Raw genomic sequence first — 21989 nt, forward strand, 5'->3', positions numbered from 1 at the left:
GTCTTGGCGTGTCTTTTAAACGATGGTGTTTAAAAGCCAAGGATAGCAGTCTCCGGCATGGCCATAGACGGGTGGAAATACACCGTGATCTGCACGTTAAACAACAAAGCCGCGGTACTAGCGACGAAGCCCTGCATACGATTGCCGCAGATCACTGGCCCAGCCATCCAGCACGACTTTGACGTCATCGGCCGTCAGCACTTGTTGGTCGTTTTCCAGTGCCACACCCTTGCCCTTGCGCACCACTTCGGCGATCACTTCGCCGGTCGAACCGTCTTCGAACGACACCTCGGTGGCGATTTCACTGTCCTGATCGCGGATGCCGGCAGCGGTACTCACTCCGGCCGCCACTAACGTGACCGGCAACCATTCATAAAAGCGCAAGCCCTGAGTGCTGGTGGCGACCTGAGTGATGGCGGGGCGCACGACCAATGTGTCCGGTCCCGGCTGATTGACCAGGTGCAAGACCTTGCCCAATTCCAGCCTGAGCGCCGCGTCGTAGTAGTCGGTGACGCCGGCGAGGGTGCTCAGCGGGATGCGCTTGGTCGGCTCGGCACTCGGGTAAAACTGGCTTGGCGCCAGGTACACCTGAGTGTAGCGAGCCCTCGCCAGGGCCGGGCTGACCCACGCCAGCAGCGGTTGACCGGATGGCGACTGACGCTCGCTCAACACGCTGTAGTCATGCAGAAACCCGGTGTGTTCGACCTTTTGATTGCTGCAGGCCGACAAACTCAGCGAGGCGCTGCACAACACGGTCATCAGGCAATGGCTTCTCATCAACGCGCTGCCTGCTGCTTGGGTGTGCTGTGATCCGAGCACTCGATGTGCAACTGGCCGTGGCGCATGATCCATTCGACAAGGTCGGCGGCCGCGATGCTGTGCACGTACTCGACCCAATGCGCACTGGTCGGGCTGAATTGCTCGAAGTAGCGGCGCAGCACGATCCGGCTCTGATCGCCCGACACGCCCAGGCACGATTCCTGAAACACCACCGGCGTGTCGGGGCCGAGCGCGGCCGTGCGCTGGCTGAGGATCAAGGGACGGTTGCTGTGCTGTCCCTCGGTGCAATGGCTGTTGTTCAATACCTTCATGCGAACCCCCTCGATTGGAATGGCTGCAGAATGCGCGAGAGGTTTTGCCAGACGATGTCCGCTTGATGTCTGGCGTGCAGGAATGTTGCTCGATTGAAATAAATGACCCGGGCGGCGAAATGGCTTTAGATAGCCTCTTTTTGGTCCATGGATCCTGTAACCGTGAGCAGACTGTTGTTCGTCGACGATGACGTGGAAATTCTCGCGCTGCTGAAGAAGTTCTTTGTTCAGCACGGCTATGACGTCGACGTGGCGCCCCACGGCGAGGCCATGTGGGCGTCGATCGCCGAGCAGCGCCCGGACACGATCATTCTCGATCTGATGATGCCCGGCGAAGGCGGTTTGAGCCTGTGCCAGAAGGTCCGGGCGCAGATGGCCATTCCGATCATCATGCTCACCGCCATGGCTGAGCTCAGCGACCGCATTGTCGGGCTGGAACTGGGCGCAGACGATTACCTGACCAAACCGTTCGCCCCGCAGGAACTGCTCGCCCGGGTACGCGCCTTGCAGCGTCGCGCGGGCGAGCAGCGAGCGGCGGTCGAGCCTTCGCGGCCGGTGATCGCCTTCGCCGGTTGGCATCTGGACATCACCTGCCGCGAATTACGTTCACCGCAAAACGTGATGATTCCGCTGTCCGGCGGTGAGTTCGATTTGCTCGTGGTGTTTCTCGACCATCCGCAGCGCATCCTCACCCGCGAACAGTTGATCGACCTGACCCACGGCCAGGGCCACGACGCGTTTGATCGCAGCATCGATGTGCAGGTCAGCCGTCTGCGCCGCAAGATCGAACCGGACAGCAAGCGCCCGGACCTGATCCGTACCGTGCGTAACGGCGGCTATATGTTCACGGCCAAGGTCACGCGCTCGTGATTCGCCGACTGTTACCGGGCGACACTCTCAGCCGTCGGATTGCCCTGACCATCGTCGCAGCGATGCTCGCCTCACTGGCGCTGAACGCGCTGTTCGTGCAGGTCGCCGGCATCTGGGCGCGCCCGCCCATTGAACGCACGGGCCTGCTTGAGCAGATTGCCGCGACCTCGCGGGTGATCGAGGCGGCGCCCGTCAGCCTGCGCCCGCAACTGGCGGACGCGGCGAGCAGCGCCATGCTGCAAGTGTCGTGGAAAGCGCAGCGCGCCGACTTCGATCTGCCCAATGACGGCGTTCGCGTCGAAGCGAGCCGGGTGCCGGTGCTGCAACAACTGCTCGGCGGCGATCGCAAGATCGAAGCCTTCAACCCTGACGACTGGCCGCGCAACAATCCCCGTGCGCATTACGCAGCGCTGGTGCAACTGGCGGACGGCAGTTGGTTGTCCTTTATTCCGCCTGAACGCAGCTGGGGTCTGGAGCTGGGCACGCGGATCGCAATCATCATCGCCCTGGGCCTGATCGCGACCTTTTTGGTCGCCTGGATCGCCACCCGGCAACTGGCCAATCCGTTGCAACGTTTCTCCCGTGCAGCGCGGCGATTCGGCACGGACCTGCGGGCGCCACCGATCAAGATCGAAGGGCCCCACGAAATTCGCCAGGCCATCGTCGCGTTCAACACCATGCAGGCGCAGATTCAGCACTTTATTGCCGAGCGCACCCACATGCTGGCGTCGATCTCGCATGATTTGCGCGCACCATTGACGCGCATGCGCCTGCGCAGCGAATTCATGGAAGACCTCGATCACCAGCGCAAGCTGATTCGCGATGTCGAAGAAATGCAGTCGATGATCAACGCTGCACTGGCGTTCTTTCGAGAAGACACGCACCGCGAGCCAAGCACCGCGTTCGACCTGTCGGAGCTGCTGCAAACCATCATTGATGACTATCGAGATCAGCAGATTGAGGTCGATTTCAGCGGCCCGGCGCATCTGGTGTACGACGGCCGACCGCTGGGCATCAAACGGGTGATCGTCAATCTGCTGGAGAACGCAGTGAAGTACGCGCAGCAGCCGCGCATTGCGTTGCGCGCTGATGAGTATTCGATTTGCATTGAAGTCAGTGACACCGGCCCCGGTATACCCGAGGGCGCGCTGGAGCAGGTATTCGATCCGTTCTTTCGCCTGGAAGCTTCGCGCAACCGCGACACCGGGGGCGTTGGTCTTGGGCTGTCGGCGGCGCGCGCGATCGTGCGTGAACAGGGGGGCGAGCTGACGCTGAACAATCGTCACGGCGCAGGGTTGTTGGCGCGAGTCGAGCTGCCGCAATAACGAAAGGGTTGCGAATACCTTGAAACACTTTGAAACATTCGTGCGCTGCGGGCGGTCAACAGCTCACATCCCGCACAAGAAGCGTCCATGAAAACCCCGCGTCCCTCCGCCCGACTTGAACCGCTGTCGCAACTGCGCAATCTGAAAATGGCCCGCTCGGCGCACGCTTATGTACGCGGCAGCACCGTGCAATTTTACGAGTGGCTGCACAGCCAACCGGGCCGCAGCCTGCCCAAAGGCCCGGCGGTGTGGATCTGCGGCGATTGCCATGCCGGCAATCTCGGCCCGACCGGGGATCTCAAAGGGCAGATCGACATTCATATTCGCGACCTCGACCAGACCGTCATCGGCAACCCGGCGCATGATCTGGTGCGCTTGGCACTGTCGCTGGCCACGGCGGCGCGGGGCTCGGACCTGCCCGGCGTGGCGACCGCACGCATGCTCGAAGAAATGATGCGTGGCTACGAGCAAGCCTTTGTCGGTGATCTGGATGAAGACCCGCCACGGCCGGCGCAAGTCAAAGCCGGCATGCGCAGTGCCGTGCAGCGCACCTGGAAGCATTTGGCCGAGGAGCGCATCGAAAGCACCAAACCGACCATTCCATTGGGCAAACAGTTCTGGGCGCTGTCGCGCGATGAACGCGCTGCATTGAAAACCCTCTGCGCCACGCCGGAAATCCATACGCTGGTGACGTCGTTGAAGGGCCGCTCAAAGGATGATCGGGTGAAAATGCTTGACTCGGCATATTGGGTAAAAGGCTGCAGTTCGTTGGGGCTCAAGCGTTATGCCGTGCTGCTGGGCGTGGGCAAGGGCGATGACGAGGAATATTGCCTGCTCGATATCAAGGAAGCCGTCGGTGCCGCCGCCCCCCGTGCCGCCCGAGCGGCCATGCCCCGCGATAACGGCAGGCGCGTAGTCGAAGGCGCGCGGTTTTTATCGCCCGGGCTGGGCAATCGGATGCTGGCGACACGCATGCTTGATCACGGCTTTTTTGTTCGCGAGTTGCTGCCGCAGGACATGAAGCTGGAACTGGATCAGTTGAGTCAGCGCGATGCGATGCTCGCGGCCGGCTATCTGGCGCGGGTCGTCGGCGTGGCACATGCGCGGCAGATGGATCTGGCCACCCGATCCGAGTGGATGGCGGATTTGCAAACCTGTCGTTCGAAACGTCTGGACGCGCCTTCCTGGCTGTGGACCAGCGTCGTGCAACTGGTCGGCAATCATGAAAAGGGCTATTTGGAACATTGTCGGCGGTACGCGCTACAGCATTGACTGGCGCGTCGGGCTATTGGGCCAGTCCCGCCAAGGCAATGCCCAACGGCTGGGCCCCAACTGCCGTGGTGGCTTTCATTTCGCTGCGGTAGCCGTTTGGGCTGGTGCCCAAGTGTTTTTGGAACGCGCGGCGCATGCGTTCCTCCCGGCCAAAACCCGCTGTTTCGGCAATGCGTTTGATCGGCTCGCTAGTGGTTTTGAGTAACCGAGTGGCCGTTTCCAGACGCAGGTTCTCCACCGCTTGCGCCGGTGTTTCGCCAGTGGCGGCAACGTAGGCGCGGGCAAAATGGCGCGGGCTCATGCCGAACTGTTCAGCCAGTCGCTCAACGCGCAGGTCACCGTTCAGATTCGCCGCAATCCACGCATGCAGCCGCGCCAAACGCACGTCCGGATCGGTGCGCAAGGCGTTGGACTGGGCATTAAGCGAGGCGCTCAGTTGCGGCTGCTCCGCGCCGCGCCAGAGAAATACCGTGAAATACCGCGCCAGCGTCAGCGCCGCTTGCGCGCCAAGGTCTTGCTCGACCAGCCCCAGCGCCAGATCAATCCCGGCGGTTGCGCCGCCGCACGTCCACAGATTGCCGTCGTGCAGGTACAGCGCCTCGGTCTGGCAATGTACCGCCGGGTAGCGCACCTGCAATTCGGCGGCAAATTTCCAGTGCGTCACCACTTGCCGGCCATCGAGTAACCCGGCGGCCGCCAAGGCAAAGGCACCCGTACCGATCGAACAGAGGCGGCGGATCTGCGCTGAACGCGCACGCAGCCATTCACAGGCCTGTTCGTCAGCTTCCAGCGCGGCCATTCCCGGGCCTCCGGCGACGATCAACGTGTCGATCTGCGGGGCCATCTGATCGATCTGTGCAAGTGAGCAGGTCGCGACGCTGATGCCGGAGATCGACAAGACCTCGCCACCCTGCGGCGACGCCATCAGCAAGCGATAGGGCGGTTGACTGCTGAAAGCGCCGCCCAACACACGCGGTATCGCAGCGAAGACCTCCAACGGCCCGGCCGCATTCAGCAACAACAGATCATCGAAGGCCAACACCACGACGGTGCGGACCGGCTGCGGCGGGGTGTCCACCATGGCAGCAAAGGAGGGGTGTTTGGCATGGAGCGGCACGGCGGGCCTCGACATACTGAATTCAACGCAAAAAACGAGGCCACGACAATGCCGGTAAAACCCGCGACTGCCAAGTATTCACTCACCCGTCATCTCGGCCAGTGCCTGCAAGCACTATTGTGCTGTGCGACTTTGTTGTTGGCGGTGCCGGCGGCCGAGGCAGCGTTGAAAGTCGGTGACCAAAGCGGTTTGACCCAAGCGTTGCTGAAGGCATCGGGGCAAGACCAAGGCATCACCTATGCATTGTCGTGGCATCCGTTTCTGGCCGGCACGACCTTGCTCGAAGCGCTGAGCGCCGGGGCAATCGATGCCGGTGTCGTCGGCAATGCGCCGCCGGTGTTCGCTCAGGCGGGAGGCTATGACGTGCGCATCGTCGGGGTGGCCAGCGGCGCGCAAAACAACAATGCGCTGCTGGTGCCGCAAGGTTCGACCGTTACGCAAGTCGCCGACCTCAAGGGCCAACGCATTGCCGTGGCCAAGGGCAGCAGCGGCCACTATCTGTTGCTGGCGGCGCTGCATCAAGCGGGCCTGACGCCACGCGATGTCAGCATCGCCTATGTCAGCCCGGTGGATGCGCAAAATGCCTTTGCCAGCGGCAAACTCGAGGGTTGGGCGGTGTGGTATCCGTTTGTGGGCCAGGCCACGTCACGCGGCGCACGGGTTTTGGTGGACGGCAGTGCCTGGCCGGAAACCGGGCTGAATTTCACCGTCGCCAGCCTCAAGGCCCTGAATGATCCACAACGGGCAGCGCAATTGGGCGATCTGCTCGGCAGACTGGCCCGTGCCCAAGCGTGGGCCACTGCGCACCCGCAGGCGTGGGCCGAAGTGTTCGCGCAAACCACCCGACTCCCCGTGGCGCTGGTGCAAGAGATGCTCGCGCAACAGGACCTGCATTACGTGCCGATCGAATCATCGGTGATCCATTCGCAGCAGCAATTGGCCGATATGTTCGCCAGCGAACGGCTGATTCCACGACCGTTGCAGGTCGAGCAGATCTTCGACGACCGTTTCAACAGCGCCTTGCCCACCCCCTGACAACCCTTTCTGTTCACCGTGCCGCTTTGCTGGCGGCCGGGACTCACACGCCTGGAGAAAAGCCATGCCTAACCTCGAAACCACCACCCTCAAGCGGCGCAAAACCGGCCTGATCACTGTCGACCATGCCCGCAGCGCTGGCGGCTACACGCTGTTCGCCCCGCAAACGGCGCAGGGCAATGTGTTCCTCATCGACCTCGATGGCGAGGTCGTCCATCGCTGGAAACTGCCACAACGCCCTGGCCGCGACGCGGTGATCCTGCGCAACGGCAACCTCGGTTACAACGGCAACCATCCGGATTCACCGGACCTGTTTCCGGGCTGGTCGGTGTGGCACGGCGGCGCGTTCAGCGAAGTGACACCGCAAGGCGAAGTGGTTTGGGAACACACGGATCTGCTGCACCACCACGATGCGCAATGGCTCGACAACGGCCATCTGCTCTACACCACCGTCGAGCCTTTAAGTGCAGAGCTGGCCCGGCGCGTGGTCGGCGGCATTCCCGGCAGCGAAGCACCGGGCGGGGTGATTTACGCCGACGTGGTCAAGGAAGTCGATCGCCAGGGCAACGTAGTCTGGGAGTGGCGCAGCTGGGAACACCTGCGCCCTGAGGATTATCCGTTGCACGAATGCTTCGAACGTCACCACTGGCCGATGACCAATGCGGTGACGCCCGGTCGCGACGGCAAAGTGATCCTCAGCCTGCGCAGCGTTTCGTCGGTGATTGCCGTGCAACGCGGCAGTGGCGAAGTGTTATGGCGTCTCGGCCACGATCTGGTCGCGCAGCAACATTGCCCGAGTGAACTGGAAAACGGCAACGTACTGGTATTCGACAACGGCATCTTCCGCCCGCACGTGAGCATGCCGCACTCGCGCATTCTCGAAATCAACCCGTCGACGCAGCGCATCGAATGGCAATACGCCGACACGCCGGGCTACGCCTTTTTCACCCCGTTCATGGGCGGCGCACAGCGTTTGCACAACGGCAACACGCTGATCACCGAGGCCAACTTCGGCCGATTGTTCGAAGTCACTCAGGCCGGTGAAGTGGTCTGGGAATACGTCAATCCGCACTTCGCGACCTATCCCGATGCGGCCTCGCAACGTTATCTGCCGGGCGCCAACAACGCGATATTCCGTGCCCACCGTTATCAGCGCGCAGACCTGCCATGGCTGCGTGACTGAACACCTACACATCCACCGCAACGATCACGCTCACGCACGCCACGCGCAGCGAAGTATCGACTCCTCTCGAAGAGCGGCTCCTCGCCGCTCCAGGAACCACCGATGAATCTTCTTTTTTCGCGCAACGTTTCAGCTGGCGCCCTGGGTTTGTGTTCGTTAATGCCGTTACAGCCCGCCACGGCCAGCGATTTACCCAACAACAATGATGTCCTGCAAACGGTCACGGTCGAATCCCGGCGCCGTAGCGAAGATGCTCAGCAAGTGCCCACGGCCATGAGCGTGTTGGGCGCGCAGACGCTGGAGGAGCAACGCCTGTATCGCTTGCAGGATTTGCAGCAGGCGATGCCTAGCGTCAACGTCGCGTTCATGCACGCCCGGCAATCGAGCCTGTCGATTCGTGGCCTGGGCAACAACCCGGCCAGCGATGGCCTGGAAGGCAGCGCCGGGATTTATCTGGACAACGTCTATCTCGGACGTCCCGGAATGGCGGTGTTCGACTTGCTCGACGTCGAGCAGATCGAACTGCTGCGCGGCCCGCAAGGCACCTTGTTTGGCAAGAACACCACGGCCGGCGTGTTGAACATCACCACACGTCGTCCGTCATCGACGCCGCAAGGCAGCTTCGCCAGCTCAATGGGCGAGGACGGTTATTCGCAAAACCAGGCGAGTTTTTCCGGCCCGCTCAATGACTCACTCAGCGGACGCATCGCCGCGTACAAAACCTACGAAAATGGCTACGCGAAAAACCAGTTCGACGACCATACCCTCGGCGGTGGCGTGCGGCAGGGCGTGCGTGGGCAACTGCTGTTCCAGCCCAACGACGATTTCAATGTGCGTTGGCTGGCCGATTATCACGAGGAAGATTCCAGTGCGGGCACACGCTCGTTGTTCAGCACCGGGCCGACCATCAATGGCGTCAACCGTTATCAACAACGTGCCGCCGCGGTTGGCGCGACGTTGGTGGACGGGCGTCGGGTCAATCTCGACGCCGATCAGAACGTCACGGTGTTTCAGGGCGGCACCTCGCTGGAGGCGAACTGGAACCTGCCCGGCGACTTCACGCTGACGTCGATCAGCGCTTATCGCTGGTGGGATTTCACGCCGCGTAACGATGATGAGCTGAACGTCGACGTGATGGACAACGTCGGCCAATCGGCGCGCGACAAGCAATATTCACAGGAGATACGCCTGGCTTCGCCGGTCGGCGAACACTTCGACTACGTGTTGGGCGCGTATTACTTCCGTCAGGAGATGAGCAACAAGGTTTTCACCGACTACGGGCCGTTGGCCGATACCTGGAACGGTACCCCGCAAGGCGCGCTGAACAACGTCACCAGCATTGGCCATGGCGATGTCGACACCGACAGCTTTGCCACATTCGCCCAAGGCACCTGGCACCTGACGCCACAAGTGGATTTCAGCCTCGGCGTGCGCGGCACCTATGAGCGCAAACTCGCCCAGGTCACGCGTAACGCACCGGTCGGTGGTGTCGCCGTCAGCGGTGCGGCAGCTGCCGCCAGGGCAGGGCGGTTGGGGGCGTATGATTCCGGCGACTTGAGCCTCTACAGCTTCAGCCCTTCGGCGCTGGCAAGCCTGGCCTGGCACGTCAGCGATCAGGTGTTGGCGTATGCCTCGTTGTCTCATGGCGAGAAGTCCGGCGGGGTCAATCTCAGCGTGGCGAGCGCGCCGGTGGCGGGGGCAGACTCATTGTTGATCGGCAGCGAACGGGCCAACGACGCCGAACTGGGCATCAAGACCACGCTGCTCGATCAGCGCCTGCTGCTCAATGCCAACCTGTTCTGGACCGTGGTCAACGGCTATCAGACCAATGCCTACGACGACGTCAACCTCACCAGTTACCTGACCAACGCCGGTACCGTGCGCAGCCGTGGCGTGGAAGTCGACAGCAGTTGGCGGCCGATCTCGGGGCTGACGATCAACCTCAACGGCGCCTTCAACGACGTGCGCTATCTGTCTTACGACGATGCCCCATGCCCGGCTGAAGTCGCCTTGCGTCCTGGCACCCCGGCCGCCTGCGACCTGAGTGGCCACGCAGTGGTGGGCGCATCGAAATGGGTCTTCAACAGCAACGCCAGTTATCAATGGAGTCTGCACAATGGCCTGCAACCCTACGTCAACGGCAGCTACGCGTGGCGCTCCCATGCGGTCGGCACTGTCGATGATTCCCGCGACGCGCAATTGCCCGGCTACGGACTGGTGAACCTTTCCAGCGGCGTGCGCGGCGATTGGGGCAAGGGCCAGTGGGACGTGTCGTTGTGGTTGAAAAACGCCTTCGACAAGACCTACTACACGACCCTGTGGAATTCCCCGAATGGTGCCTACACCGGGGTGTTGGGCACACCGCGAACACTGGGCATGACGGCGCGCTACGATTTTTGATCGGGACAACGGCGGCTTGCCGGCGTGAAATTTATTCTGTAGATTTTCATGAAATTATAAAAAGATAATTTCACGAGGTCGCGAATGTTTCAGCAATCCAGCCAGCACGTCGACAGTTATAACGCCCACAGTTGCGCCGATATTCTGCGCCAGCGACCGGCGCTGGAGGGCGAGCAGCACACCGACGTGGTGATCATCGGCGCCGGTTTCAGCGGCTTGCATACCGCGTTGCGACTGGCGCTGGCCGGCAAACGCGTGACCTTGCTGGAGGCCAGCCGTGTGGCGTGGGCGGCCTCGGGGCGCAATGGCGGGCAAGCGATTCTCGGCTGGTCATGTGACATGCCGCCACTGGAAGCCGCGCTGGGACATGAGCGCGCTAAACGCTTGTGGGACGGCATGCGCTGGGCTGCGCAGGAATTGCGTGAGTTACCGGGGCGTCACGGTTTCGACATTGATTATCGCCCTGGGCATTTGTGGACATCGGTGATGCCACGACGAGTCAGTCTGCTCACCGAATGGCAACACGAAGCAAGCCACAAGTGGGGCCACGATGCCTTGCAGTTCATCCCGCGCGAGGAACTGCCGGCTTGGGTGGCCAGTGATCGCTATCAGGCCGGACTTTACGACCCGGAAGGCGCGCACCTCAATCCGTTGAAACTCGCCTTGGGCCTGGCGGGCGCCATCGAGCGTGCCGGTGGGCATATCTATGAGCAGAGCAAGGCACTGAGTTATCAGGAGGAGGGCGCAGGTTTTCGCGTTCACACCGCGCGCGGATCAGTGCGTGCCGATGTACTGGTGCTGGCCTGCAACGCCTATCTCGATGAACTCGACCCGCAACTGTCCAGCTGCATTTTGCCGGTGGGCACCTATCAAGTCGCCACCGCGCCGCTGGCACCTGATCTGGCCACCGCGTTGCTGCCGAGCAACGTCTGCGTAACCGACAACCAGTTCGTCCTCGATTACTTCCGCCGCACGCCGGACCACCGCTTGTTGTTTGGCGGTGGCTGCACCTACTTGGGCGGCATGCCGAAAAACATCGCCGCTGCGACCCGACCGTTTCTGCAGCGCGTGTTCCCGCAGCTCAAAGGTGTCGAGGTGGAATTCGCCTGGGGCGGGCACATCGACCTGACGCTCAAGCGCACACCGGACGTCGGCGGCGAAGGCAATCGTTACTGGCTGCAAGGCTATTCGGGCCACGGCGTATTGCCGACCCTGGCCGCCGCACGGGCGGTGTCTGCGGCCATTCTCGGCGACGGTGATGAATTGACGTTGTACCAGCGCTTGAGCAATGGCCGCTTTCCCGGCGGCAAGCATTTCGCCGCACCGCTGGAGGCGATCGGCAAAGCCTGGTATCGCCTGCGCGACAGTATTTGATGAGGCTTTGACGATGAACAAGCAAGAAGAGATCGCCGCGTTGGCGATCCTCATCCACGACCTGCGCAAGCACAAGAAGTGGACCCTCAAGGAGCTGGCCGACAAGATCGGCCGTTCGGTCGGTTTCCTCTCGCAGGTCGAGCGCGGCCTGTCGCGGCCGACGGTGGCGGACCTGACCGCGATCAGCGAAACCTTTGGCGTGCCAACCACCTATTTCTACAGTTTGCCCAAGCCCAAGGAGCTGCCGTGGGTGACGCGTCCGGACGAGCGCCGCACGTTGTATTACGCCAACGGCATCACCGACATTCTGGTGTCGCCGCAGATCCGCGCCTCGTTCTCCATGCTCGAAAGCCATCTGGAGGCTGGCGCGAGCAGCGGTGACCGCCACCTGACGGACAGCTCGGAGCAGGGCGGTTACGTGCTCGAAGGCGAACTGACGTTGTGGCTGGGCGATGACGAAGAACCCGCCACGCTAATGGCTGGCGACAGCTTTCAATTCGACAGCCACACCCGCTGCCGCTACGGCAACCTCACCGATCAGCTCACACGCGTGCTGTGGGTCTACACCTGATAACCATAAAGGATGAACACGATGGACGCTGTCTGCGCTGACCTGCTCGCTGAAGTACGGGCGTTTCGCCAACGCTACCCCGAGGTGCGTTATGTCGACCTGATCGCCCTGGACATTCCCGGGCACTTTTATGGCAAGCGTTACCCGGTCGACATGCTTGAAAAAGTCGCCGCTGGCAGCGCACTGAAACTGCCGCAGAACTGCGTACTGCTGGGCGTGCAGGGCGGCTTGTTCAACATCGGCGATTACTGTTTCAACGACGGCGACCCGGACGCCGTGCGCCGTTTGGTTCCGGGCACGTTGAAACCGGTGACCTGGGAAGCGCAGCCGTTGGGGCAGATGCTGATCACTTCGGACGGCACCGAAAAACCCATCGAATTCGAACCGCGAGAAGTGCTTGCACAGGTGCTCAATCGCCTCGCACGCAAAGGCATTCATCCGGTGGTGGCGTTCGAACTGGAGTTTTACCTGTTCGACAAAAAACTGCGTGACGGCCTGCCGCAGTTCCCTCGCGATGAGCTGAGCGACGACGCCGACGATCAACCGAACATGCACATCGAACGCTTGTCACGCTTTGCCCCGGTGCTCGATGAAATGGTCGAGGCCACGCGGGCGCAGGGCATCGATGCCACCGTGATCACCGCCGAACTCGGCCCCGGCCAGTTCGAAATCAACTTCGGCCACCTCGACGACGGCTTGCGCGCCGCCGACTGGGCGGCGTTGTTCTGCCGCAGCACGCGTGGCGTTGCGCTGAAACACGGCTATCGCGCCAGCTTCATGGCCAAGCCATATTTGCAGCATCCGGGCAGCGGCATGCACGTGCATGTCAGCCTCTACGATTCAGCGGGTAACAACCTGTTGGCGGCGAACGATCAGCAGCCACTCCGCCATGCGGTCGCGGGGTGCCTGGAACTGCTGCCACACAGCATGCCGATCTTCGCGCCGAACCAGAACGCCATGCGCCGCCTGGGCGGCACGGTTAACACGGCAACCAAAGCCAGTTGGGGTTTTGAGGATCGCGATGCATGCCTGCGCATTCCGGAATCGGACGCGAAAAACCTGCGCGTCGAGTATCGCCTCGCAGGCGCGGACGCCAATCCGTATCTGGTGTTGGCGGCAATTCTGGTGGGCCTGGAGCATGGGCTGGCATCGGGCAAGGAGCCGATTGCGCCGCTCAATGAAGACCGCAGCAGCGGCATTGATTTCCCTAAGGAAATGTTCGAGGCCGTGCGTGCGATGCAGCATCAGCCGCAGTTGCGCGAGGGTATGGGCGCCGAGTTTGTCGATGTGTATTGCGAGAACAAACGTCAGGACCATCTGGCATTCATGCAGGAGATCAGTGCGCGGGAGTATCGCTGGTACTTGTGATGGCGGACATTGATGCGCGCAAGGTCATGCAAGGTTGTTTTCGGCCAGCAGCCTTTTTCATTTCACCGCGTAGCGCAGCCGAGGCGGGAAGTGTTCCAATTACGCAATTTCCCGACGTTGATAGAAGGTAATCCGCAATGACCGATACGACCGATGACGCTTTCTACGATCGCGCCGACGCCCACATCAGCCTGTCGAACGAGCAGCTCAAAGTGTTCGAAAACCTCGGCAAAGTCAGCGCATCGATGATGTTTGGCACCACCCGGTTCAATGCCTGGGTGAGCGCACGCAGCTTCAAGTCTGGCGAAGAAATGGCGCAAGCGCGCGAGGCGATGCTGAAGTACTTTTGTGAGCAGTACCGGATGATGCTCGAGGATAACCTTGACGACCATATCAACAATTTCAGCCAGTACATGATTGTGAAAGATGCCTGACTGACAGGGCCTGGACTGCTTTGACTTACTCAATAAAGGACTATCTGTATGTCCGTCCGGGTGTTGAAAGCGGCGAAGCGTCTCCATTGGGTATGGCCGTTTGGGTCGAAAGCCGCCATTCAGGCTGCATCAAGTCCAAGCGATTACTACAGGTTGGCGCTAGGTTCTACAGTTGAATCGCCCCACGCGCAGTCAACGGACCGAGAACGTGCAGCTTCGTCGAGTGCAGCCATCAGCTCCATCCGATTTGCAATTAACTTAAGCCGGTCCGACCCAGAAAGATATTTACCAGGTGTGGGCAAAGCAGACGCTGTGGCCTCGCGCCAGCGTGAATACAAAACGCCGGTAGTGGCGAAATCTGCTACTTGCGCCTTGCGCAGAAATGCCAGGTCGATCTGTTTAGCGATAATGGGATTGACTTTGGAGTAAGCAAACCGCGAAGACGGGTGGTTAGCCACTGCTACAGGCACATCACCCGCTAGCGCAGTAATTCGCTTACCGTTTCGCTTGCTGAAGCAGACGATCAACTCTGGTGCTAAAACCTCCAAGACTTCAGTAAACGTTCTCTTGCCGTTCTCCCAAGCTGCGTCCGACGGCTTTTCGCGAATGCTGGGTAAAAACTCCTGGATGAAGTTGTAATAGGCAATGCGATGCCAAAAATCACTCCTGTCTGCGCTGGAGAAGTGCTTTCGGGCATTCAAGATAGAAGCCATTATTTTAGTGAAATGTGCATGTTTACGAAGCTTGGCTGTGGCTTGAGGATGTTTCTGGCCCAAGGCCAGAGCCTTCAATACTTCGGGTGTGACTGTCGGGCGCTCATGTTCTTTGGCCCCGTAGTGAGATTCGCAGACAACGAGAATGCGTAAACCGTGAATGCCGCGCTCGTAGTGCGCACCCACCCATGGTGCAAAACGGACCGTACTTTTGCTCATTTCCATCCTTGCTTTGTTTGTTCGGGCCAGGATTTTGGCCCAAGCGTAATCACACTGTCAGTTTTATAAAAAAGCGATTGGGTTTGAAACTAGGGCAGTTACCGACCCGCGCCTGTTTCTTTAGAAATACTGAATGGCTTGTTTTGCCCCACCCACACTCTTGGTTTTTCAAACGCCAACTGGTAGCGTGCGCGGCCTCGCTGTATTGCCCGATCCCTTTCGTCATCCGTTGCCTGTGCAGGGCACACGTACACGAGTACCCGCTGCCCCACTTGAGGGTGCCGACGCAGGATGCATCGGGCGATGCACAGTCATTCGCAAATGGAGTTCACAATGACGCAAAACAGCACCGTGCTGTCCGGTATTGCGCTGGATCAATTCATGGATCGTCTTGAGGTCGAGCATCAGGAACACGGTGCCGATTATCTGCTGGGCCAACTGCGCGCCCAGCCACTCAAGGCTGTCTCGCTGGAGTCGATTGGCCGTCTTTACGTGCTTTGGGTCAACGCCGGTGACGCTGAAGCGGCCAAGGCAGTCCTGACCGACGATGGCCAGGCACTGATCGCGGCGACGCCGGGCGATGCGCGCAACGAACTCAAGGTCAATCTGTTGATTTTCCAACTCCGGCTCGGCAACTACCTCAAAGACGAGCAAGGCGTGCTGCTGGCGCTCGACACCCTGCAGCAATTGACCCACGAGTCGCTGCCGTTCGACGTTGAACAGTACCGGCGCTACCGCATTTTCGACGACCTGCAACACGCCACCCTCGACATCGCCCTCAAGGCCATCGAAGTGCGTCACAGCCTGGCCCTGATCAACCCTGATCGTCACGCTTTGCGCGCCTGGGACGATGCCGATCAACACCGGCGCCGGGCCCAGGTGCTGGCCGCTCATGAACGTGACGAAGCAGCGCGCGAAGCCGCACTGGCGGCGATTGATGCATTTCGCACGGCCGGCAACGATCAGGATATCGACGCTGACGACTGGCTATGGCTGGGCGATGCGCTGATCGAAATCGTGCCGTTGCGCCTGGCGCTGTTCGAACAACCAGTGATGCAGTTGACCGCCGATTTGTCGCTGCCTCAGCGCCGGGAATGGGAAGTGCGCCTGGCGCGTCTGGCCGCCCGTTCACTGAAGGCCCAGGGCGACCTCGCGGGTGCATTGAAAGTCTGTGACGTGGCGACCCTGAGCCTGGATTCGGGCGGCGCTGACAACTTCGTCGATTACCATTTGCCATGGCTGCTGGAGAACGGCCAGGTCGAAGAGGCGGGGCAACGTGCCTTCGAGGAAATCTATGAAGTGCGCGCTCACATGTGGCCGGGCACGGCCTATTGGGTCAACGAACGTCTGCTTGATGCTGCAGACGCGTCCGTGTGGTGGCCGCTGTGTGTAATGCGTGCCTGTGACGATCAAGCGGTGCTGGAACAGTTCCTTTCCGGCTTGCCATGGCGTGATGAGTCGACGCCGTCTCAAGGGGCGCTGCTCGATGCACTGCAGGCCGCGCGCGATGACCTGGAGCAAATCGACAACGTCTTCGCCCAGGCTCTGGCGGAGGCGCGACGTCGCGCGCCGGATCATCCGTGGATCAACCGCCTGGTGGCGGTGCGTGAAGGCCAGGCCGGGCGCATCGACGCCAACACCCAACTGGCAATGCTGCGTGAAGCCGTCTCGGCCGGTAACCTGCACGACAATCGCAGCAACTTCGCCCTGTTCAGTGCCCATGCCAGTGTGTTTGGTATCGCTGATGCCCTGCGCCAACCCTTGCCGCCATTGGCCAGCGGTATGTACTACTACCAGTTTGCGACCAACCTTTCGGGACTGGTCGAAACCCATGTCGAATCGCTCTCGGAAGAGCAAGCCGAACCTATCTGGTGGCAACTGCGCGAAGTACAGAAGGTTGCCTACGAACACGGCCAGGCCCGTATGGAGCAATGCATCACCAGCGGCCGCGGTCACCGCTCTGACGCCTGCGCACACCTGTACTCAATGCTGTGCGCCAACCTGGCGTTCAATTACCGCTGCTACAACGACAAGCTCATGGGCCGGGCCCTTGAATTGCATGCTCGCGGCATCGCCGCCAGCCCGTTCGCCGAACACTATCAGGGCATCCTGGAAAATCGCATCAAGATAAAGGACGACCAAGGCATCGCCGAAGCGGCCGAACAGCTCTGGCACTACGCAGCCGACCATGGTTACAGCCGCCACGACCCGGAAGAATACATTCAGGACGTTACCCGCGCGCTGTACCGACTGGACCGTGAACGCGAGATTCTGATCTGGCTGGAACGTCTTCTCAAATGGCAGGAAGAGTGCGAAATCAGCGACAAGGCGCTGGAATACTCGCCGCTGTTCGCACGCATGAAAATCGCCATGTACCTCTCCTACACGCTGCCGGAAGCAGCCACCAGCCTGTGGTTGCGTTACGCGCCGATCATCGACGAAGGCGCCGAACCGTCCCTGCTGGGCTGCGCCGGTGATGTGCTCAAGGGGCTCGGCCGCAACGAAGAAGCCGTGGCCTATTACCATCGCTCGATCCTGCGCAGTGATCCGAACAACCCGGTTGATCAGGGCAACAATGAACTGTTCCACCAGTGGATCGCCGAATTGCAGGCGTCTGCAAAACCGGCCGCCAAGGCCTGGTGGCAAATATGGAAGTAACGGTGGACGGAGCCTCGCCACCGCGCCAGTCCGGTTACGCCCCGCGCAACGCACTCAATGCCGATCAACTCAAACGCGGCATTGCTGAGCGCAGCCTTGCTCGCGGCGATGCGCCGGAAGTCAGCAAATGGTTGCTCAACCATTTCTACCGTCATCTGGTCGGCAACTTCGAACCTGCGCGGCGGATCACCACGCGGGTAGAGGCGGCCGAGGCATTGGGCAGCGAGCCGCCAGCCTGGGTGGAAAGGCATTTGCACGACGCTGGCAAAGCGTCGCAGCAGACGCTGGCGCCGCTGGTCTGGGTCGATCCGCAGCAGGCGCCACTGCTGGCCGAGGAAGCGTTGCTGGTGGAGTTTCTGACCTCACGCCAGGGCACGGCACTGGCCGACAAGCTTGAACGCATCAATTGCCCACAAGCGCTGGCGCTGTGGCAAAAGGAACACGCGCAGATGGCGGCGCGGGTCGAGCAGGGCTGGTGCCAGAGCCATCCCGAAGCCTTGCTTGTGCGGCTGACCACTGCTGAGCACGTCTTGCACGAACTGCGTCCCGAAAGTGATTGCCTGCGCGCGGAAATGGCCTTTGAAAGTTATGTGATGCGCCACTGCCTGGGCCAGTTCGCTGATCGCCGCGCCTTGACCGGCGGTTACGGCGAGCGCTATGCCGAAGCGGTGGAGCAGCAGCGCATGCGCGTGTTCAGTTTTCGCGATGCCCAGGGCCAACCCCACATCACCATCAGCCTGATCGTCCAGGCCGACGGCACCTTGACGGTCGAGCAGGTCAAAGGCAAACAGAACCGGCCACCGGTTGAACGCTACTACCAAGACCTGCTGCAGTGCCTGAACGCCTTGCACACCGACCAGCAAACGCCCGCCGACTGCATCGCCATCGGTATCGTGCGCACTGAAGCCGGTTGGCTGCGCATCGAAGACGTCAGCGACCCGACCGCGCAGACTCGTCTGGTGGCGCGGTATCCGCAATTGTACGAGCGCCTTGATGCGCCGTCGGCGATGGTCGAATGGCTGGTGGCCGGGCGACAGCCGCAGCAATTTTTGCAGGTTGCCCCGCAAGCGGTGTCGGTCAAATACGCCATCCGACATATTTTCAGCAAGCGCATTGAGCGTCAGGCCAGTGAGCCGCTGTGCCTGACCGAAGGCGTGCCGTGGCCGGACATGGCGCCGGCCACGGCCGAGGAAATCCAGACCTGGCAGGCTCGGGCAAGGTGAGGGGAACGGCATGTTTTTATTGATTGCAGTGGTTGTTTCAGTCTGGTTGTTGTGGCAAGCATTCAAGCCCCGCCGTGCGCCGTTGTTCAGCCCACGCAAGCACTGGTCGCTGCTGCTGGCCAAACCTATGGCCGATGCGATGGGCGTCGAGGGTTTCTATTCGCCGGCGTGTGATCACTTCAACGAGCAGGCGCAGAAGATCCTGCGGGCAGCGTTGCTGCACCAGGGCGGGATACGCAGCCATTGCGATGACGAGGCGGTGCGGGCGCATTTCAGTGCAACCCTTGAGCGGCAATGGTTCAGCCTCGACCTGCAAGCGCTGAAAGCCGACGATGAGCCGCGCGCGGCCATGGCCTTTGCTTGTGTGCGGGTGGCGTTTCTAGTCCGTTGCGCACTGTTGATGCACTGGCTCGAACCCGGTGTCGCCTGGCGTGTGTTGCTGCTCAATGCGCAGCGTGCGCAGGACTGTTTCGACAGTTGGGAAGATTTTGGCAAAGCCTATCAGCAGGGGCGCGAGCAGTGGGTGGCGGCATTTCGCGTCGACTCGCTGGGCGAGGCGTTCCACGAGCAGCATCTGCGCCAGTTGCTGACGCCCGGCAGCGGTGCCTGGAACGCTATCCCTTGGCAGACGCCGGCGGCGTTGAGCCCGACGCCGGCAAGGTCGTTCAGCAAAATGCGTCAAGCGAGAAGCTGAGGGCGAAAAGCCGTTCCATCGAGCACACACTTTTTCACAAAGACCTCCAAGCCACCGATCAATGGCAGAATCCCCTTACTTGAAAGTTTTGGAGATCACCATGCTTCGTGTGTTTGAACGAAGGCTCGACCCTTTTCCTCCTGACGAGGTGCCGCCACCGCCCACCGGCCTGGCGCGGTTCCTCTGGGCTTGCACCCGTGGTGCGCGCGGTTACATCCTTGCGCTGGCGCTACTCAGTGCCGCTGTATCGATTTATGAAGCGTGGCTGTTTTCCTTCCTCGGCCAAGTCGTCGATCTGCTCTCGACCTGGCAGGCCGGCGGCGAAGCGGCGGCGCAGGAGAGTCGGGTGTTGTGGGGTATGGGCATCGTCATGGTGCTCAGTGTCGGGCTGGTGGCGTTGCGCACGATGGTGCAGCACCAGATTCTGGCGATTAACTTGCCGCTGCGCCTGCGTTGGGATTTCCATCGGCTGATGCTGCGGCAAAGCCTTTCGTTTTTCTCCGACGAGTTTTCCGGTCGGGTCACCACCAAAGTGATGCAGACGGCGCTGGCGGTGCGCGATGTGTTGTTCACGATGATCGAGATTCTGCCGGGGATCGGTGTGTATTTCATTGCGATCATCGCGTTGGCCGGCGGTTTTGCGCTGAAGCTGATGCTGCCGTTCCTCGCCTGGGTCGTGCTGTTCGGCCTGGCCATGTGGTACTTCGTGCCGCGTCTGGGCAAAGTGGGGCAGGAGCAGGCCAATGCGCGGTCGATGATGACCGGGCGCATCTCCGATGCGTACACCAACATCACCACGGTGAAGCTGTTCTCGCACTCCAATCGCGAAGCGCATTTCGCGCGGGCGGCGATGGAAGATTTCAAGCTGACCGGTTTTCGCCAGATGCGTCTGGTCAGCCTGTTCGAGATCGTCAATCAGGCGTTAGTGGTTGGATTGATCATGTCGGCGGGCGGTTATGCGCTGTGGCTGTGGCATCAAGGCGAGGTCGGCGCCGGTGCGGTGGCGGCGATCACGGCCATGGCGTTGCGCATCAATGGCATGTCGAACTGGATCATGTGGCAGATGACCTCGCTGTTCGAAAGCATCGGCACCTTGCACGATGGTATGGCAACGCTGACCCAGGGCACCAAGGTGCAAGACGCGCCGGATGCCGGCGTACTGAAGACTTCCGGCGGCGCGGTGACTTTCGACAACGTCAGCTTCAATTACAACGGCGAACGTCAGGTGCTCGATGGCCTGAGCTTGAATATCCGTGCGGGTGAAAAAATTGGCCTGGTGGGCCGTTCTGGCGCCGGAAAATCGACCTTGATCAACTTGTTGCTGCGCTTTTACGACATTGATCGCGGGGAGATTCGCATCGATGGCCAGAACATCGCGCACGTGACCCAGGACAGCTTGCGCAGCTGCATCGGCATGGTCACGCAGGATACTTCGCTGCTGCACCGCTCGATTCGCGACAACATTGCTTACGGCAGGCCCGATGCCACCGACGCGCAGATTCGCAGCGCGGCGGCCAGCGCCCAGGCCGATGAATTCATCAGTCAATTGAGTGATCGTCAGGGCCATACCGGCTACGACACGCTGGTCGGTGAACGCGGGATCAAGTTGTCGGGCGGCCAGCGTCAGCGTGTCGCGATTGCGCGTGTGATGCTGAAGAACGCGCCCATCCTGTTGCTCGACGAAGCCACCAGCGCGCTGGACTCGGAAGTCGAAGTGGCGATTCAGGAAAGCCTCGATGACATGATGCAAGGCAAGACCGTGATCGCGATTGCTCACCGCTTGTCGACGATTGCAGCGATGGACCGGCTGATCGTCATGGACGAAGGACGCATCATCGAACAGGGCACCCACAGCGAACTGCTGGAACTGAACGGCGTCTATGCGCGGCTTTGGCAGCATCAGAGCGGCGGGTTCCTCGGCGAGGATCAGGGCGTGGTGGAGGCCTTGGATCAGGCCTGATGATCAGGTACAAAAAAACCGGCCTTGCGCCGGTTTTTTTGTCGCCGAATGGGCGCTGCGCGCTCAGGGTGACTGCCAGGGCCCGCCATCCGCTACGGGCACCTCACCCAGATCATAAGGATTGATGCCTTCAAGACAGCCGACATTGAAACCGAACTCATGCGGATTGCTGCTGCGGCGGTGATGGGTGTAGATGCCGCAGTTGCCGCAGAAAAAATGTTCGGCCACTCGCTGGCCAAAGCTGTATTTCAATAACGCCGACTCACCGCGGATCACCCTCAGGTCAGCCGCCGGTACCGCCGCGACGATCGCCCCTCGACGCTTGCAGAACGAACAGTCGCAGCGATGGGGCGTGGGCAGGCCATCGGGCAAGTGAATCTCGAGGACGACGGCGCCGCAATGGCAGCGCGCGCGATGGTCACGCTGGATGAGCGTGTTACCGATCTGCTTGAGCATGACTGGACCTCCGTCGACCTCGAGCG

The 21989-nt window shown here is 61.0% G+C and carries 19 protein-coding genes; 14 read left to right on the forward strand and 5 right to left on the reverse strand.

The features are described from left to right. Nucleotides 1-117: 117 nt before the first annotated feature. Together PMI37_RS01640 and PMI37_RS01645 are read right to left on the reverse strand one after the other, a co-directional pair. Nucleotides 118-777 carry a DUF3313 domain-containing protein gene (locus PMI37_RS01640; RefSeq protein ID WP_008077387.1) on the reverse strand — a complete coding sequence of 220 codons (660 nt, stop codon included), beginning with the start codon at nucleotides 775-777 and terminating at the stop codon, nucleotides 118-120. Next, the gene (locus PMI37_RS01645) at nucleotides 777-1091 is read right to left on the reverse strand and encodes a hypothetical protein (RefSeq protein WP_008077389.1); all 315 of its coding nucleotides are present in this window, start codon (nucleotides 1089-1091) and stop codon (nucleotides 777-779) included. The genes PMI37_RS01640 and PMI37_RS01645 overlap by 1 nt, the downstream gene beginning before the upstream one ends. Nucleotides 1092-1238: 147 nt before the next feature. Between PMI37_RS01645 and PMI37_RS01650 the strand changes: the two genes are divergently transcribed. The 3 genes from PMI37_RS01650 to PMI37_RS01660 all read left to right on the forward strand — a co-directional run bounded on the left by PMI37_RS01650 (nucleotide 1239) and on the right by PMI37_RS01660 (nucleotide 4558). Further along, nucleotides 1239-1961, forward strand: a complete 723-nt coding sequence (locus tag PMI37_RS01650; protein ID WP_008077391.1) for a response regulator — start codon at nucleotides 1239-1241, stop codon at nucleotides 1959-1961. After that, nucleotides 1958-3286 carry an ATP-binding protein gene (locus tag PMI37_RS01655; RefSeq protein WP_008077394.1) on the forward strand — a complete coding sequence of 443 codons (1329 nt, stop codon included), beginning with the start codon at nucleotides 1958-1960 and terminating at the stop codon, nucleotides 3284-3286. The genes PMI37_RS01650 and PMI37_RS01655 overlap by 4 nt, the downstream gene beginning before the upstream one ends. Nucleotides 3287-3373: 87 nt before the next feature. After that, on the forward strand, nucleotides 3374-4558 hold the full coding sequence (locus PMI37_RS01660; RefSeq protein WP_008077396.1) for a DUF2252 family protein: 1185 nt from the start codon (nucleotides 3374-3376) through the stop codon (nucleotides 4556-4558). A gap of 13 nt (nucleotides 4559-4571) precedes the next feature. Here the strand turns inward: PMI37_RS01660 and PMI37_RS01665 are convergent, their stop codons facing one another. After that, nucleotides 4572-5675, reverse strand: coding sequence for a GlxA family transcriptional regulator (locus PMI37_RS01665; RefSeq protein WP_008077398.1), 1104 nt, complete (start codon nucleotides 5673-5675; stop codon nucleotides 4572-4574). A gap of 48 nt (nucleotides 5676-5723) precedes the next feature. On the opposite strand from PMI37_RS01665, the gene PMI37_RS01670 reads away from it, so the two are divergent. The 7 genes from PMI37_RS01670 (at nucleotide 5724) to PMI37_RS01700 (ending at nucleotide 14040) form a co-directional block, all read left to right on the forward strand. Next, a complete protein-coding gene (locus PMI37_RS01670; protein ID WP_008077399.1) occupies nucleotides 5724-6710 on the forward strand; it encodes an ABC transporter substrate-binding protein in 987 nt (328 codons plus the stop codon). 64 nt (nucleotides 6711-6774) lie between these two features. Further along, the gene (locus PMI37_RS01675; protein WP_008077401.1) at nucleotides 6775-7893 is read left to right on the forward strand and encodes an aryl-sulfate sulfotransferase; all 1119 of its coding nucleotides are present in this window, start codon (nucleotides 6775-6777) and stop codon (nucleotides 7891-7893) included. 102 nt (nucleotides 7894-7995) lie between these two features. Then, nucleotides 7996-10293, forward strand: coding sequence for a TonB-dependent receptor (locus PMI37_RS01680; RefSeq protein ID WP_008077404.1), 2298 nt, complete (start codon nucleotides 7996-7998; stop codon nucleotides 10291-10293). A gap of 84 nt (nucleotides 10294-10377) precedes the next feature. Then, nucleotides 10378-11667: an NAD(P)/FAD-dependent oxidoreductase gene (locus PMI37_RS01685; RefSeq protein ID WP_008077405.1), complete on the forward strand. Its 1290-nt coding sequence runs from the start codon at nucleotides 10378-10380 to the stop codon at nucleotides 11665-11667. A 13-nt stretch (nucleotides 11668-11680) separates the two neighbouring features. Next, entirely contained in the window at nucleotides 11681-12238 is a 558-nt protein-coding gene (locus tag PMI37_RS01690; RefSeq protein ID WP_008077407.1) for a helix-turn-helix domain-containing protein, read from the forward strand. Between the two features lie 21 nt (nucleotides 12239-12259). Then, on the forward strand, nucleotides 12260-13606 hold the full coding sequence (locus tag PMI37_RS01695; RefSeq protein WP_008077409.1) for a glutamine synthetase family protein: 1347 nt from the start codon (nucleotides 12260-12262) through the stop codon (nucleotides 13604-13606). Between the two features lie 137 nt (nucleotides 13607-13743). Further along, nucleotides 13744-14040 (forward strand): DUF3144 domain-containing protein, encoded by a 297-nt coding sequence (locus PMI37_RS01700; protein WP_008077411.1) that lies wholly within the window; start codon nucleotides 13744-13746, stop codon nucleotides 14038-14040. A 146-nt stretch (nucleotides 14041-14186) separates the two neighbouring features. Here the strand turns inward: PMI37_RS01700 and PMI37_RS01705 are convergent, their stop codons facing one another. Further along, entirely contained in the window at nucleotides 14187-14972 is a 786-nt protein-coding gene (locus PMI37_RS01705; RefSeq protein ID WP_008077413.1) for a hypothetical protein, read from the reverse strand. Nucleotides 14973-15305: 333 nt separating this feature from the next. On the opposite strand from PMI37_RS01705, the gene PMI37_RS01710 reads away from it, so the two are divergent. The 4 genes from PMI37_RS01710 (at nucleotide 15306) to PMI37_RS01725 (ending at nucleotide 21507) form a co-directional block, all read left to right on the forward strand. Next, on the forward strand, nucleotides 15306-17630 hold the full coding sequence (locus PMI37_RS01710) for a hypothetical protein (RefSeq protein ID WP_008077414.1): 2325 nt from the start codon (nucleotides 15306-15308) through the stop codon (nucleotides 17628-17630). Then, entirely contained in the window at nucleotides 17621-18853 is a 1233-nt protein-coding gene (locus tag PMI37_RS01715; RefSeq protein ID WP_008077416.1) for a hypothetical protein, read from the forward strand. The genes PMI37_RS01710 and PMI37_RS01715 overlap by 10 nt, the downstream gene beginning before the upstream one ends. A gap of 10 nt (nucleotides 18854-18863) precedes the next feature. Next, on the forward strand, nucleotides 18864-19547 hold the full coding sequence (locus PMI37_RS01720) for a DUF1266 domain-containing protein (protein WP_008077418.1): 684 nt from the start codon (nucleotides 18864-18866) through the stop codon (nucleotides 19545-19547). A gap of 100 nt (nucleotides 19548-19647) precedes the next feature. Further along, nucleotides 19648-21507: an ABC transporter ATP-binding protein gene (locus PMI37_RS01725; RefSeq protein ID WP_008077420.1), complete on the forward strand. Its 1860-nt coding sequence runs from the start codon at nucleotides 19648-19650 to the stop codon at nucleotides 21505-21507. A gap of 63 nt (nucleotides 21508-21570) precedes the next feature. Here PMI37_RS01725 and PMI37_RS01730 read toward each other — a convergent pair whose 3' ends face one another. Further along, nucleotides 21571-21963: a GFA family protein gene (locus PMI37_RS01730; protein WP_008077422.1), complete on the reverse strand. Its 393-nt coding sequence runs from the start codon at nucleotides 21961-21963 to the stop codon at nucleotides 21571-21573. Between the last annotated feature and the right edge of the window lie 26 nt (nucleotides 21964-21989).

It is taken from the genome of Pseudomonas sp. GM80, assembly GCF_000282515.1.
In the GTDB taxonomy this organism is placed as follows: domain Bacteria; phylum Pseudomonadota; class Gammaproteobacteria; order Pseudomonadales; family Pseudomonadaceae; genus Aquipseudomonas.

Coding starts and splice junctions, on each gene's coding strand:
- PMI37_RS01640 (WP_008077387.1), bottom strand. CDS start 777: ATGAGAAGCCATTGCCTGATGACCGTGTTGTGCAGCGCCTCGCTGAGT.
- PMI37_RS01645 (WP_008077389.1), bottom strand. CDS start 1,091: ATGAAGGTATTGAACAACAGCCATTGCACCGAGGGACAGCACAGCAAC.
- PMI37_RS01650 (WP_008077391.1), top strand. CDS start 1,239: ATGGATCCTGTAACCGTGAGCAGACTGTTGTTCGTCGACGATGACGTG.
- PMI37_RS01660 (WP_008077396.1), top strand. CDS start 3,374: ATGAAAACCCCGCGTCCCTCCGCCCGACTTGAACCGCTGTCGCAACTG.
- PMI37_RS01670 (WP_008077399.1), top strand. CDS start 5,724: ATGCCGGTAAAACCCGCGACTGCCAAGTATTCACTCACCCGTCATCTC.
- PMI37_RS01675 (WP_008077401.1), top strand. CDS start 6,775: ATGCCTAACCTCGAAACCACCACCCTCAAGCGGCGCAAAACCGGCCTG.
- PMI37_RS01680 (WP_008077404.1), top strand. CDS start 7,996: ATGAATCTTCTTTTTTCGCGCAACGTTTCAGCTGGCGCCCTGGGTTTG.
- PMI37_RS01685 (WP_008077405.1), top strand. CDS start 10,378: ATGTTTCAGCAATCCAGCCAGCACGTCGACAGTTATAACGCCCACAGT.
- PMI37_RS01690 (WP_008077407.1), top strand. CDS start 11,681: ATGAACAAGCAAGAAGAGATCGCCGCGTTGGCGATCCTCATCCACGAC.
- PMI37_RS01695 (WP_008077409.1), top strand. CDS start 12,260: ATGGACGCTGTCTGCGCTGACCTGCTCGCTGAAGTACGGGCGTTTCGC.
- PMI37_RS01700 (WP_008077411.1), top strand. CDS start 13,744: ATGACCGATACGACCGATGACGCTTTCTACGATCGCGCCGACGCCCAC.
- PMI37_RS01705 (WP_008077413.1), bottom strand. CDS start 14,972: ATGAGCAAAAGTACGGTCCGTTTTGCACCATGGGTGGGTGCGCACTAC.
- PMI37_RS01710 (WP_008077414.1), top strand. CDS start 15,306: ATGACGCAAAACAGCACCGTGCTGTCCGGTATTGCGCTGGATCAATTC.
- PMI37_RS01715 (WP_008077416.1), top strand. CDS start 17,621: ATGGAAGTAACGGTGGACGGAGCCTCGCCACCGCGCCAGTCCGGTTAC.
- PMI37_RS01720 (WP_008077418.1), top strand. CDS start 18,864: ATGTTTTTATTGATTGCAGTGGTTGTTTCAGTCTGGTTGTTGTGGCAA.
- PMI37_RS01725 (WP_008077420.1), top strand. CDS start 19,648: ATGCTTCGTGTGTTTGAACGAAGGCTCGACCCTTTTCCTCCTGACGAG.
- PMI37_RS01730 (WP_008077422.1), bottom strand. CDS start 21,963: ATGCTCAAGCAGATCGGTAACACGCTCATCCAGCGTGACCATCGCGCG.